The sequence below is a fragment of the Allobosea sp. 01N443 genome (assembly GCF_056399325.1).
Genome location: NZ_JBFTRC010000149.1, coordinates 1 through 13,922, shown reverse-complemented (window position 1 = coordinate 13,922; position 13,922 = coordinate 1). Strand labels below are relative to the sequence as shown.

Here is a 13,922-nt window from a genome sequence, read left to right as displayed (position 1 = left end):
CTTCGATCCTGTTCAATATTCCCGGAGAGGCCTGGTCGGTYGCGACCACCTTCGACGGCTATCCGATGGCGGTGCAGGGCAAGGCGGCCGAGGCACTGACGGCCGCCTTCACGGCCTCGTTCATCGGGGCGCTGTCCGGCGTCATCCTGATTACCTTCGTCGCCCCCCTGGTCGCCTCCTTCGCGCTGCGCTTCGGGCCCGCCGAGTTCTTCGCCGTCTTCCTGCTGACCTTCTGCTCCTTCATCGGCATGGGCCGGGAAAACCGGGCAAAGATCCTGGCCTCGCTCTGCATCGGCTTCTTGCTGGCGGCAGTCGGGCTCGACTCGATCTCGGGCGATCTGCGCATGACCTTCGGCTCGACCGAGCTGATGCGCGGCTTCGACTTCCTTATCGTCGTAATCGGCCTGTTCGGCGTCAGCGAGATCCTGCTCACCGTCGAGGAGGGACTGGTCTTCAAGGGCAAGCAGGCGACGATCGATCTCAAGGTCGTGCTGCGGACCTGGGCCGGGCTGCCGCGCTACTGGGCGACGCTCGTCCGCTCCAGCCTCGTCGGCATGTGGATGGGCGTGACGCCCGGCGGCGCGATCGCCGCCTCCTTCATGGGCTATGGCCTCGCCAAGCGCTTCTCGCGGCGCGGCGCCAATTTCGGCAAGGGCGAGATCGAGGGCGTGCTTGCGCCGGAGACCGCGGCGCATGCCGCCGGCACCAGCGCCTTGCTGCCGATGCTGGCGCTCGGCATCCCGGGCTCGGCCACGGCGGCCGTGCTGCTCGGCGGCCTGCTGGTCTGGGGGCTTCAGCCCGGGCCGATGCTCTTCGTCGAGCAGAAGGACTTCGTCTGGGGGCTGATCGCCTCGATGTATCTCGGCAACCTCGCCGGCCTGATCATCGTGCTGGCGACCGTGCCGCTTTTCGCCGCGATCATGCGCATCCCCTTCTCCTTCGTCGCGCCGGTGATCCTGATCGTCTGCGCTATCGGCGCCTATACGATCTCCAACTCGATCTTCGACATCTGGCTGATGCTGATCTTCGGCATCATCGGCTATGTCTTCAAGAAGCTCGACTACCCGCTGGCGCCGCTGGTGCTGGCGCTGGTCCTGGGCGACCGGGCCGAGGACGCTTTCCGGCAGGCCCTGCTCGGCTCGGGCGGCAGTCTCGGGGTCTTCTTCGCCAACGGGCTCGTCACGACACTGGTWGCGCTCGCGATGATCCTGCTCTTCTGGGGGCCGGTGTCGGACCTGATCGGGGCGGTGCGGCGCAGAAGCGGCCGGGCCGGAAAGGCGGCAGAAGCCGCCGAGTGAGAATGCGTTCGGACGCGAACGCGGGTCGTCCCGGCCAAATTGAAACGCAGAGCCGGGTCGAGATGAACTGGAATGGATACGTGACGCGATGACCCATGCTGCCCCCCTCGCCAAACAGGGCTCGCGCAATCTCGGGCTCGAACGGCGCCTCGCCCAGGCGCTCGAAGGCGAGGTCCGCTTCGACGCATTCACGCGCGGGCGTTATGCCACCGACGCCTCGATCTACCAGATCATCCCGCAGGGTATCGCCTTTCCGAAGAGCGAGACCGACATTGCGGCCGCGCTCCAGATCGCGGCCGAGCACGGCGTTCCGGTGATCGCGCGCGGCGGCGGCACGTCGCAAAACGGCCAGCCGATCGGCGATGCGCTGATCCTCGACATGAGCCGGCATTTTAACGCGATCCGCGACTATGACCCGGCCTCGCGCACGGTCTCGGTCGCGCCCGGCATCGTGCTGGAGCAGCTCAACAGCCATGTGAAGAAGGACGGCCTGTTCTTCCCGGTCGAGCCCTCGACCGCGAGCCGCTGCACCATTGGCGGCATGGCCGGCAACAACTCCTCCGGCGCGCGCTCGCTGCGCTACGGCAAGATGGTCGACAATGTCATTGCCCTGCGGGCGCAGTTCCATGACGGCGAGGCCTTTGCGCTGGGCGAGAACCCGGTCGGCGACAATGCCTCGGTCAGGACGCGGGACCTGATGACGCGGATGCTGTCCCTGGCGGACGGGCACCGCGACGAGATCGAGCGCATCTTCCCGAAGGTGCAGCGCCGGGTCGGCGGCTACAATCTCGACGAGCTGCTCCCGGCCCGGCCGAACCTGTCGCATCTGCTGGTCGGCTCGGAAGGCACGCTCGCGATCACCACGGAGGCGACGCTCAGGCTCTCGCCCCTGCCGACCCACCGCGTCATGGGCGTCTGCCATTTCCCGGATTTTCGTGCGGCGATGGAGACGACGCAGCATATCGTGGCGCTGGGTCCGGTCGCGGTCGAGCTCGTCGACAACAATGTGCTGGTGCTCGGTGCCGATATCCCGCTCTTCGTGCGAACGCTCGCCGACATCACCAGGGGCCAGCCGAACTGCCTGCTGCTGGTCGAATTCGCCGGCGACGATCTCGCGGCGCTGAAGTACGACCTGAAGCGGCTCGACCAGTGCATGGCCGATCACGGCTTTGCCGACGCGGTCGTCGAGGTCGTCGAACCGGCACGGCAGAAGCCGGTCTGGGAGGTGCGCGAGGCCTGCCTCAATATCATGATGTCGATGAAGGGCGACGGGAAGCCGGTCTCCTTCATCGAGGACTGCGCCGTCCCGCTCGAACATCTCGCCGACTATACCGACGCGGTGACCGAGCTCTTTACCCGTCACGGCACGCGCGGAACCTGGTACGCCCATGCCTCGGTCGGCTGCCTGCACGTCCGCCCGATCCTGAACATGAAGGACGAGGCCGGGGTCAAGGCGATGCGCGGCATCGCCGAGGCCGCCTGCGACCTCGTGCGCCAGTTCAAGGGCTCCTATTCCGGCGAGCATGGCGACGGCATTTCCCGCTCGGAATTCGTCGAACCGATGTTCGGCGGCCCGCTGACGCGCGCCTTCGAGGCGGTGAAGGACGGGTTCGACCCGGAGAACCGGCTGAATCCCGGCAAGATCGTGCGGCCGCTCAAGATGGACGATCGCAGCCTGATGCGGTTTCCGCCGGGCTATGCGACGCCTATCCCGGCCGCAACCGCACTCGATTGGTCCGATTGGGGCGGGCTCGGCGGCGCCGTCGAGATGTGCAACAACAATGGCACCTGCCGGAAACTCTCCGGCGGCACGATGTGCCCGTCCTATCGCGCCACCAGGGACGAGACCCATCTGACGCGCGGGCGCGCCAACAGCCTGCGCCTCGCGATCTCCGGGCAGCTCGGCCCCGACGCCTTCACCTCGCCTGAGATGAAGGAGACGCTCGATCTCTGCGTCTCCTGCAAGGGCTGCAAGCGCGACTGCCCGACCGGCGTCGACATGGCCCGGATGAAGATCGAGTTCCTCCACCATTATCACCAGCGCCATGGCTTGCCCCTGAAGGAACGGCTGATCGCCTGGCTGCCGCGCTATGCGCCCTATGCCGCGAAACTGGCGCCGCTGATGAACCTGCGCGATCGCATCCCTGCTCTGGCCAAACTGAGCGAGCGCTGGCTCGGCTTCAGCGCGCGCCGCTCGCTGCCGGTCTGGCGCAAGCCCTGGGTGCAGGCCGGCAACCCGGCAACGCCTGGCGATGTGAAGGGCGACGGCCGCGACATCGTGCTCTTCGGCGATACGTTCAACCGCTACTACGAGCGCGAGAATATGGAGGCGGCTGAGCGCGTGCTCGCGGCCGGCGGCTATCGCATCCACAAGGTCGAACCGGCTGACGGCGGCAGGCCGCTCTGCTGCGGACGGACCTTCCTCTCGGCCGGATTGGTCGACGAGGCGCGCATCGAGGCCAAGCGCACGCTCGATGCGCTCTCGCCCTATATTGCCGGGGGCGCCCGCATCGTCGGGCTCGAACCGTCCTGCCTGCTGACCTTCCGCGACGAGTTTGGCGCGATCCTGCCCAAGGAGCAGGTTGAACCCGCGGCCAGCGCGGCTTTCCTGCTCGAAGAGCTGCTCGCGGCCGATATCAAGGCGGGGACGACCACGTTGCCGCTGAAGGACCAGGCGGGCCGCGTCGCCCATCTGCACGGGCATTGCCACCAGAAGGCGTTCGCGGCGATGGGCGCCGTCGAGGCGACGCTCCGCGCGATTCCGGGTCTCGACGTCAAGCCGATCGAGTCGAGCTGCTGCGGCATGTCGGGTGCCTTCGGCTACGGCGCGGACACCATGGATGTCTCGCTCGCCATGGCCGAGCTCTCGCTGCTGCCGGCAGTGCGCAAGGCAGGCGCGCAGGACCTCGTCGTTGCCGATGGCACGAGTTGCCGCCACCAGATCCACGATGGTGCAGGCCGAGAGGCGCTGCATGTCGCCCGCGTGCTCGACATGGCGTTGGAGGGCTGACGCGAAAAGCCGGAGCGGCAGCAGGCATCCCAACCAAGGACCCGGACAAACGGGTGAGCCGAAGGAGGACGGACGATGCTAAGGACGATGCTTCTGACTGGCGTCACGGCGCTGATCGCTGCCGGAGGAATACAGGCCGCCATGGCAAAGGACTATTTCCTCGCAAGCGGGCGCTGGGACAATGTCGTCCTGGTGATCGACCTCGAAAGGGCGATCGATCCGGCCAATGACGGCACGCCGAAAGCGGTGGTGAACCGCATCCGCGTCACGCCCGATATCGACGCGACCGGGACCGGCAAGGCCGACACAATCTCCAGCGGCCAGCCGATCACCATCACCATCGCGCCGGATTACCGGCGCGCCTATGTGGTCAATCATTCCGGCCGCACCAGGCCCGACGATGCCGCCGCCTTCCAGCACGGCCATGCCGGCACCGTCACCATCGTCGATCTCAAGAAGGCGCTCGATCCGGCGAGCAACGGCACGCTTGCGGCCGTCGAGGGTTATATCGAGACGGAAGGCTTTGGGCCGACCGGCTTCGCGATCGCTCCTGACGGCCGGCATGCCGCGCTCGCCCATGCCGAACAGAAGGGCGACGAGGATGGCGGCCGCCATATCAGCATCGTCGACCTCGCCAGCAACAAGGTCATTCGTCGGGTCGAGCAGGCTTTCGGCAAGCCCGGCTTCCCATGCCCTCCCGATCCCGTGCCGCACCGCGCGCCCGACCCGAAATTCGGCTGTTTCCCTGACACCAACGGCGTGACGATCAGTCCGCTCGGTGGGGGCACGATCTTCGGCGCCAATGGCGGAACGGACGATATCTCGGTGATCAGCCTGCAAAAGGCGATTGCGGGTGAAGTCGGAGCGGAGATCGCGCGCATTCCCGTGCAGGCGGGCGGCTTCGGCATCTCGACCAGCCCGGACGGCAAGCTTGTGGCGCATGCCTCGCGCGAGAACGCGCAGACCGACAGGCCCGGCAATACCGTCTCGATCATCGATGTCGAGAAGGCGCTGTCGGACCCTGCCAAGGCCGAGGTCGCCCGCGTGCTGGTCGGCACCGACGACAAGTCCGTGCCGACACGCCCCTTCGTGGCGGCGTTCCTGCCGGACGGCAAGCGCATCCTGTCGACGCATTTCCGCTCGAACAATATCGACATCATCGATGTCGCCAAGGCCATCGCCGGGCAGCCGGCAACGATCAAGAGGGTCGAGTTGAAGACGCCCGGCGGCGAGCCCTCCCGCCCGCGCGGCATCGCGATCACCCCCGACGGAAAATATGCCGCGATCACCGGAGCGCCCAAGGGCAAGTCGAATTCCAGCGTGGTCTGGATCGTCGATCTCGCGAGCTACGAGGTGAAGGGCCGCGTCACCGAGATCGGCAATGAGAGCTACATGATCGGCGCCTTCCAGGCGAACTGATCACGACGGGGCCTGCGTTGGCGGCGGGCGGTCAGGCATCGGGCCGCATGGCCAATGCCAAGTCCCGGCTGGTAGAGAGCAGGACAACGCGCGTCATTCCGGTGCCGGGACAGGCACGGCCGGGACGACGCGCGGGTTCTCCAGCCGTCAGCGCAATCGATGCTTCAATTCCTTGCCACCAGCACGCCGTTCTTCGCGGTGATCGCGCTCGGCGCATTGGTTTCCGGCCGCACGCTGTTCGGCCCCGATTCCGTCAGGGTGCTCAACACCTTCGCCTTCATGATCGCGACGCCGGCAATGGTGCTGCGCGTGATGTCGCGGCAGCCGATCGCCGAGCTCTGGAACACGACCTTCTTCGTGGCGCTGGCAGCAATCGGCGTGACGATCATGGCGCTTGGCATCCTCATCGGCACGCGGTTGCGCGCCCTGCCCTTCCCCAATGCGGTCTCGCGCGGGCAGAGCCTCGTCGGCGGCAATTTCGCCTTTCTCGGCATTCCCCTGATGCTGGCCTTCCTCGGCGAGCGCGCCGCAGCGCCGATCGCGATCGGCCTGATCTGCGACACGGCGCTGGTCGTGCCCCTGTCGATCGGGCTGATCGAGGCCGGGCGCGGCGCCGGTTCGGCACCCGCCATTGCCGGCCGGCTCATTCGCGGCACGATCCTCAACCCCTTCATGCTGTCGATCGCAGGCGGCCTCGCGCTCTCGGTCAGCGGGGTCGCGATCCCGGAACCGGTCGACCGCTTCCTCTCCTTCCTCGGAAATGCGGCTGCGCCGGTCGGCGTCTTCGCGCTCGGCCTCGCGGCGCGACAATGGAGCGGTGGCGGCAGCAAGCTCCCGGCCCTCGGGATTGCACCACTGGTCGTCGGCAAGCTCGTGCTGCACCCGCTGGTGACCTGGATCGTGCTTGCCGTCGTGCTCAAGCTTGACGCGTTCTGGGTCACGGCCGGCGTGCTCTATTCGGCCCTCCCCATCGCGGCGAATGTCTTCGTCATCTCCGAGCGCTTCGAGACCGATAGCCGGCCAATCGCGGCTGCGATCGTGCTCTCCACGGCCCTGGCGGCGCTGACCTTCCCCGTCGCGATCTGGCTGGTCTCGGCTGCCACGGGAGCGCCGTAGCGCTCTCTTCGCAACTGCAACCGTGCCCTTGCGCTGTTGCCTGTAGTCAGCGGCTTGGCGAGACGGCTAGAAACAGCCGGTCGGCGGGTCCGTCCGCGCGGCGCGATGGAACCGCCGGAGGCATCATGACCAGCCAGCTCTTCACCCCGTACAAGCTCGGCGGCCTCGAACTCGCCAACCGCATCGTGATCGCGCCGATGTGCCAGTATTCGGCCGAGGATGGCCGGGCGACCGACTGGCATACGATCCATCTCGGCCATCTCGCCCTGTCCGGCGCCGCGCTGATGTTCATCGAGGCGACGGCCGTCGAGCCGGAGGGCCGGATCAGCCCGCTGGACCTCGGCCTCTGGTCGGACGAGACGGAAGCGGCCCTGGCCAGGACGCTGGCGGCGGTCCGTGCGTATTCCGACATGCCGATCGGCATCCAGCTCGGCCATGCCGGGCGCAAGGCCTCGGTGGCCGCGCCCTGGACAGGCGGCGGCCAGCTCGGGCTCGACCAAGGCGGCTGGCAGACGCTTGCCCCGTCCGCCATCCCGTTTGGCGATCATCCCCGGGCGCCGCTCGCGCTCGATCTCGCAGGCATCGCCCGCATCCGCGAGAACTTCGCCGCATCGGCCAAGCGCGCCGTGCGGCTGGGCTTGCAGGCGATCGAGCTGCACGCCGCCCACGGCTATCTCCTGCACCAGTTCCTCTCGCCGCTCTCGAACCAGCGCGGGGATGAGTATGGCGGCTCGCTCGAGAACCGCATGCGCCTGCCGCTCGAAGTCTATGATGCCGTGCGGGCCGTGGTCCCTGCGGAGATCCCGGTCGGCTTCCGCGTCTCCGGCACCGACTGGGTCCCGGGCGGCTGGGACGTCGAACAGACCGTCGCTTTCGCAAGGGCGGTCGAGGCGCGCGGCGGCAGCTTCATGCATGTCTCCAGCGGCGGGCTCTCGGCCAAGCAGGCGATCCCGCTTGGGCCGAATTACCAGGTCCCCTTCGCCCGGGCCGTGAAGCAGGCGACCAATCTGCCGAGCATCGCCGTCGGGTTGATCACCGAGCCGGATCAGGCCGAAGCGATCGTCGGCACCGGCGATGCCGATCTCGTCGCGCTGGCGCGCGGCATCCTCTACGATCCGCGGTGGCCCTGGCACGCCGCCGCCCATCTCGGTGCCAGCGTCAAGGCGCCCAACCAGTATCTGCGCTCCCAGCCGCGGCAGTTCCGCAATCTCTTCGGCTGAACGCAAGCCTGAGCCAGCTGGATCAGGTCTCCAGCTGGAAGCGCTCGAACCGGTGCAACGCGTCCTCGATGGCCGCCTTGTGCCGCTCGGGAGAGCCTTTGCCGACCCAGTTCCATTGCTGGACGAGAAGCGTCCCGTTCGCGCGATCGGCCTTGAGGTCGATCGCCGCGACGATCTCGTCGCCGACCAGAACCGGCAGGGCGAAATATCCCATCGCCCGCTTCTCCTTCGGCACATAGGCCTCGAACAGGTGATCGTAGCCGAAGAAAAGCTTCAGCCGCTTGCGCTGGATGATCAGCGGATCGAAGGGCGAAAGGATATGGACCAGCTCGGCATCCGGTGCCGGCGTCGGTTCGAGCATGGCGGGTTGCGCCCAATGCTCCTGCTTTCCCGCCCCTTCGATCGTGACAGGCACGAGCGTTCTGCGGCGTAGCCTCGTCTCGATCAACTCGCGGATCGCGGGCTTGCGCGGCGCGTCGAGATGGCAGACCGAGTCGAGGCTGACGATGCCCTGCGATCGCAAGGCCCGGTCGAGGAGATAGTCGAGAACCTGTTTCTCGGTGGCCGGGCGTGGGGCGCGCTCCCAGCCAAAATGCCGCTCCGGAAGCTCGTAGCTCTTCAGCATGCCGGCGCGCTCGCAGATCGTCAGCGCACCGCTGAAGAAGGCGAGCTGCAGGGCGCGTTTCGAGGGCTTGCGGCTCGCCCAGGCATGATCCTTCTCGATGAGCACATCATCGTCGATGTCTCGGATCGAGAGCGCGCCATCGCGCCGAACGCGGCCCATGACCTTGCGCAGGTCCTCGTTCGTCACCGAATTGAACCAGCTCGGAGGGTTTTCGCGCCGCCGCTTCATCTCGGGCAGGAAGAAGCGCAGATCCTGGGTCGGGACATAGGCCAGCGCGTGCGTCCAGTATTCGAAGACGCTCTTGTCGATGCTCTGGGCCTGGCGCAGATGCGCGCGCTGATAGTCCGGAATGCGCGTCCACAGGATGTGATGATGGCAGCGTTCGACCACGTTGATCGTGTCGATCTGCACATAGCCGAGATGGTCCACCGCCGCCGGCGTGGCTTCGGAGCCGTCGCCAAAGGGAGCGAGCGTATCGAGCCGCTGGGCGCGTAGCCAGATCCGGCGGGCCTGCGACGGGCTGATCGAGAGGGGTTTTGGCGGACGTCTCGGCATGTCGGATCTATAGCGACGCTGCGCGCGCCCTCCTGTCAGGAGCGATCATGAACCGGCCCGCCGCGCGCGCTCGGACTGGGCGGCACCCGGACCGGTCGCGAGCCAGATCACGTGCCTTGCGCCCCCGCGCTTGCCGTTGGCGCGCGTCTTCACCTCCTCGACGGCATAGCCGCTCTTGCGCAGGCGCTGGGTGAAGCCATGATCGGGACCGGACGACCAGACGGCGAGGACGCCGCCAGGACGCAGGGCTGCGCGTGCGACGGCGAGGCCCGCCATGTCGTAGAGATCGTCATTCGCCCGGCGCGTCAGCCCCTCCGGGCCGTTGTCGACATCKAGCAGGATCGCATCGAACGCCGCGGGAGCGGCGCCGATCGTCCGTGCGACATCCTCCTCGCGGATGGTGACACGGGGATCGGCGAGGCAATCGCCGAAGACCTGAGCCATCGGACCGCGGGCCCAGGCGACGACGGCCGGCACGAGCTCCGAGACCACGATCTGCGCGCCTTGCCCGAACGCCGCCAGCGCCGCGCGCAGGGTAAAGCCCATGCCGAGCCCGCCGATCAGGATGCGGGGCTCCGGCCGGCCGGCAAGACGCGCCGCGACCAGCGTTGCCAGTGCCTCCTCCGAGCCGCTGAGGCGGCTGTTCATCAGCTCGATCGCGCCCAGCATGATCGAGAACTCCGCACCGCGCTGCTTGAGGCGGATTTCGCCGCCGCCACCCGGCATCGTCGCGGTATCGATCTGGATCCAGGGAATCACGGGTTCACTCGGCTTCTGGGGCGGCAGGGTTTCTGGGGTAGCAGCCGCCCGCAACAGCATAGCAGCGCCGGCTGCGCAATTCCCGCTCCGTGGATTCGCCAGTTTCAGGCCGGACTCCAGCGAATACCCGTTGCCCGGGAAGCGGCTGCCATCGCGCTCGCCTGATGCCACGCGCACGCCTATAAGGCACGAAAACAACGACTGGAAGAAACGTCATGGAGCTTCAGGCCGCAGCGTCGCAAGCGCCTGCCATCCGGCCCTCCAGCGGCCTCGGCCGCGCTGTCGGCCTCGTCGACCGCAGCGTCGGCGGGCTGGTCGAACTGGTCGTGGCCGTGCTCGTCGTCATCGAGATCGGCCTGCTCGGCGCCGGCGTCACGGCGCGCTACGTCTTCCATGCACCGCTGGTCTGGTCGGACGAACTGGCCTCGATCCTGTTCCTCTGGCTCTCCATGCTGGGCGCGGTGGTTGCGCTCCGGCGCGGCGAGCATATGCGCATGACCGGCCTGGTCAGCCGTGTCGGCCCGCAGACGCGGGCCTGCCTCGAGGCGCTGGCGATCACCGCCGGCATTGCCTTCCTGCTGCTGCTCCTGCCGCATGCGCTCGAGTATGCCGAGGAGGAGGCGTTCATCGTCACTCCGGCGCTCGAAATCACCAATGCCTGGCGCGCAGCCGCAATCCCGGCCGGTATCGGCCTGATGCTGGTCGTCGCCTTCTGCCGGATGCTGCGCCTGCCTTCGTTCAAGCCGGCCCTGATCGCGATTGCCCTGACGGCCGCCCTCCTGCTGCTGTTCTGGCTTGCCGGCCCCGTCCTGAAGCCGCTCGGCAAACTCAACCTGGTGATCTTCTTCGTCGGCGTCGTCGCGCTGAACGTCTTCTCCGGCGTGCCGATCGCCTTCTCCTTTGCGCTGGCGACCTTCGGCTATCTCGCGCTGACGACTTCGACCCCCCTGATCGTCATGGTCGGACGGCTCGATGAGGGCATGAGCCACATCATGCTGCTCGCCGTGCCGCTCTTCATCTTCCTTGGCGCGCTGATCGAGATGACCGGCATGGCGCGTGCCATGATCGAGTTCCTGGCCGGGCTGCTCGGCCATGTCCGCGGCGGCCTGTCCTATGTGCTGATCGGCGCGATGTATCTGGTCTCCGGCATCTCGGGCTCGAAGATCGCCGATATGGCCGCGATCGCGCCGGTGCTCTTCCCCGAAATGAAGGCGCGCGGCGCGGCGCCGGGCGATCTCGTCGCCCTGCTCTCSGCRACCGGCGCGCARACCGAGACGATCCCGCCCTCGMTCGTGCTGATCACSATCGGCTCSGYSACCGGCGTCTCGATTGCGGCCCTSTTCACSGGCGGCCTGCTGCCGGCAATGGTGCTCGGCGTCGCACTCTGCTGCGTCGTCAGATGGCGCTATCGCCACGAGGATCTCGGCCATGTCGTGCGCCAGTCGCGCCGGCAGATCGGCAAGCTCGCGCTGATCGCGCTGCCCGCCATCGCCCTGCCCTTCGTCATCCGCGCCGCGGTTGTCGAGGGCGTCGCCACGGCGACCGAAGTCTCGACCATCGGCATCGCCTATTCCGTGCTCGCCGGCCTGCTGCTCTACCGCCAGTTCGATTGGCGGCGCCTGCCGAAGATGCTGGTCGATACCGCCTCGCTGACCGGCGCGATCATCTTCATCATCGGCTGCGCCACCGCCATGGCCTGGGGCCTGACGCAATCGGGTTTCTCGCAGGATCTCGCCCGCATGATGTCTGCGATTCCCGGCGGCACCTGGGGCTTCCTGGCGATCTCCATCCTCGCCTTCGTCATCCTCGGCAGCGTGCTCGAAGGCATCCCCGCTGTCGTGCTGTTTGGCCCCCTGCTTTTCCCGATCGCCAAGCAGGTCGGGGTGCACGAGGTCCATTACGCGATGGTGGTGGTGCTCGCGATGGGCATCGGCCTTTTCGCCCCGCCCTTCGGCGTCGGCTATTACGGCGCCTGCGCGATCAGCAAGGTCAACCCGGACGAGGGCCTGAAATATATYGGAGCCTATATGCTCGCCCTGCTCATCGGCCTCGTGATCGTCGCCGCTGTGCCGTGGATCTCGACGGGCTTCCTGTAGCGCTGATCCTGCAGGCCATCGGGGACGGAAGCGCGGCTCAGGACGCGCTGCTGCGTCTTGCCTGCCGGGGCACCGGAGCAGTGCTGGCGGCGACGGCCGACGCATCATTGGCCTCCTTGGCCAGCGTCGCCGCCTCGAAGATCGCCGCCTCCTCGCGCAGCCAGGCGACGAGCGCCTCGAAGCCCGGCCTGTGCTCGGTGTTGGGGCTGAAGGTGAGCCAGCAGCCGGTTGCGCTCTCGAAGCCGAGACCGAGCGGGTTGATCAGGGCGCCCGAAGCCAGTTCCTCCGCCACATAGCAGCGTGGCGCCAGCGCGACGCCGAGCCCCGCCATCGCCGCGCGGATGATCACCGAATAGTAGCCGTAGCGCACGGTATGCGCGGGAACCGCGCCCCGCAGGCCATGCGTCTCGGTGAATTCGGCCCAGAAGGTCGGCATCTGGAAATGCTGAAGCAGGGTCATCTTCTGGATATCGGCCGGACGCTGGAAGCCGCCCATCCGCTCGACCAGCGAGGGGGCGGCCACGAGCGCGACCTGTCGTCCGAAGAGATAATGTGACTCGCGCCCCGGCAGTGGCCCGCTCTGGTGGCCGATGTCGATATCGGGCTCCTCCGTCTCCTCCTCGCTGACGAAATTGGTGAACTGCACGTCAATCTCGGGATGGGCCTGGGCGAAGACCGGAAAGCGCTCCATCAGCCAGCGTTCCCCGGCGATGGCGATCATGTGGAGGCGGATCGGCCGCCCCTGGGCGGCGCGTTCGCTCAGGCGCCGCGCGCCGCGTTCCATCTGCTCGATCGCAGCCTCGGCATAGGGGTTATAGATGGAGCCCGCTTCCGTCAGCGTCAGCCCCTGCGGCGTGCGCTCGAACAGCGTCGTCCCCAGATGCTCCTCGAGCGCCTGGATCTGCTTGGAGACGGCGCTCTGCGTCAGATTGACCGTGACGGCCGCCTTCGCGGTCGAGCCAAGCCGCGCAACCGCGAGGAAAACCCTGAGTCCGGTCGTCGATGGCGGGAGGCGATTGCCGGCCACAATAGCTATTCCTTTTTGGACTACCCTTCGGAGATCGTTTCGTTTGCTGGCTGACGGGTCAAGGGGCAGTCTTTGCAAAAGACCAAAGGGGAGAGCGATGAACCAGACGACACGCCTGTGGGGTGGCCGCTTCCGCAAGCAGCCGGATCCGCGGCTGATGCGGCTTTCGAGCGCCGCCAGCGCCCATGCCCGTCTCGCCCCCCAGGATATCGCCGGCGGCAAGGCCCATGCAGCGGAATTGCTGCGCGCCGGACTGCTCACGGCCGCCGAAATGGAGGCGATCATTGCYGCCCTCGAAGCCATCTCGCAGGAGGTCCAGGCCGGGACCCTGAGCCCGAGCGCCGATGACGAGGATGTCCACACTTTCGTCGAGCGCGTCCTGATCGCCCGGATCGGCGACGCCGGGGCCAAGCTCCGCGCCGGCCGCTCGCGCAACGACCAGGCGGCCAACAACCTGAAACTCTATCTGCGCGAGCAGGTTCGCCTGATCGGCGCCATGCTGGTGGAACTGCTGGACGCCATCGCGGCCCAGTCGGACACCCACGCCGCCTCGGTCTGCCCGGGCTTCACGCATCTGCAGAGCGCCCAGCCCGTGACATTCGGCCATTGGCTGATGGCGCATGGCCAGGTTCTCGCCCGCGACGCCTCGCGCCTCCAGGATTGGGAGCGCCGTTCCGGCCAGTCGCCGCTCGGCGCGGCGGCGCTTGCCGGCTCGGCGATCGCGTTGACGCCCGAACTCAGCGCCAAGGCACTGGGCTATGACGCGCCCTGCGAAAACTCGGTCGCTGCCGTCGGGG

The 13,922-nt window shown here is 67.4% G+C and carries 10 protein-coding genes; 7 read left to right on the top strand and 3 right to left on the bottom strand.

The annotated features are described in order from the left end of the window. The 5 genes from AC1DRP_RS26905 to AC1DRP_RS26885 form a co-directional block, all read left to right on the top strand. A partial coding sequence (locus AC1DRP_RS26905) for a tripartite tricarboxylate transporter permease (protein WP_476770050.1) occupies positions 1-1,298 on the top strand: 1,298 nt, incomplete at its 5' end. An 88-nt stretch (positions 1,299-1,386) separates the two neighbouring features. Further along, the gene (locus AC1DRP_RS26900) at positions 1,387-4,308 is read left to right on the top strand and encodes an FAD-binding and (Fe-S)-binding domain-containing protein (RefSeq protein WP_441504830.1); all 2,922 of its coding nucleotides are present in this window, start codon (positions 1,387-1,389) and stop codon (positions 4,306-4,308) included. A 75-nt stretch (positions 4,309-4,383) separates the two neighbouring features. Next, a complete protein-coding gene (locus tag AC1DRP_RS26895) occupies positions 4,384-5,727 on the top strand; it encodes a YncE family protein (RefSeq protein WP_441504831.1) in 1,344 nt (447 codons plus the stop codon). A 159-nt stretch (positions 5,728-5,886) separates the two neighbouring features. Beyond that, positions 5,887-6,843 carry an AEC family transporter gene (locus AC1DRP_RS26890; RefSeq protein WP_441488802.1) on the top strand — a complete coding sequence of 319 codons (957 nt, stop codon included), beginning with the start codon at positions 5,887-5,889 and terminating at the stop codon, positions 6,841-6,843. Between the two features lie 125 nt (positions 6,844-6,968). Further along, on the top strand, positions 6,969-8,063 hold the full coding sequence (locus AC1DRP_RS26885) for an NADH:flavin oxidoreductase/NADH oxidase (RefSeq protein WP_441488803.1): 1,095 nt from the start codon (positions 6,969-6,971) through the stop codon (positions 8,061-8,063). Positions 8,064-8,085: 22 nt separating this feature from the next. Here AC1DRP_RS26885 and AC1DRP_RS26880 read toward each other — a convergent pair whose 3' ends face one another. After that, a complete protein-coding gene (locus AC1DRP_RS26880) occupies positions 8,086-9,243 on the bottom strand; it encodes a winged helix-turn-helix domain-containing protein (RefSeq protein WP_441504832.1) in 1,158 nt (385 codons plus the stop codon). Positions 9,244-9,288: 45 nt separating this feature from the next. Then, positions 9,289-10,002: a spermidine synthase gene (locus AC1DRP_RS26875; RefSeq protein ID WP_441488805.1), complete on the bottom strand. Its 714-nt coding sequence runs from the start codon at positions 10,000-10,002 to the stop codon at positions 9,289-9,291. 215 nt (positions 10,003-10,217) lie between these two features. Between AC1DRP_RS26875 and AC1DRP_RS26870 the strand changes: the two genes are divergently transcribed. Continuing rightward, complete coding sequence (locus AC1DRP_RS26870) at positions 10,218-12,098, top strand: TRAP transporter large permease (RefSeq protein WP_476770049.1); 1,881 nt, start codon at positions 10,218-10,220, stop codon at positions 12,096-12,098. 37 nt (positions 12,099-12,135) lie between these two features. Here AC1DRP_RS26870 and AC1DRP_RS26865 read toward each other — a convergent pair whose 3' ends face one another. Further along, complete coding sequence (locus AC1DRP_RS26865; RefSeq protein ID WP_476770048.1) at positions 12,136-13,125, bottom strand: LysR family transcriptional regulator; 990 nt, start codon at positions 13,123-13,125, stop codon at positions 12,136-12,138. A gap of 97 nt (positions 13,126-13,222) precedes the next feature. Between AC1DRP_RS26865 and AC1DRP_RS26860 the strand changes: the two genes are divergently transcribed. Beyond that, positions 13,223-13,922 (top strand): lyase family protein (locus AC1DRP_RS26860; protein WP_476770047.1); only part of this gene is annotated, 700 nt, incomplete at its 3' end.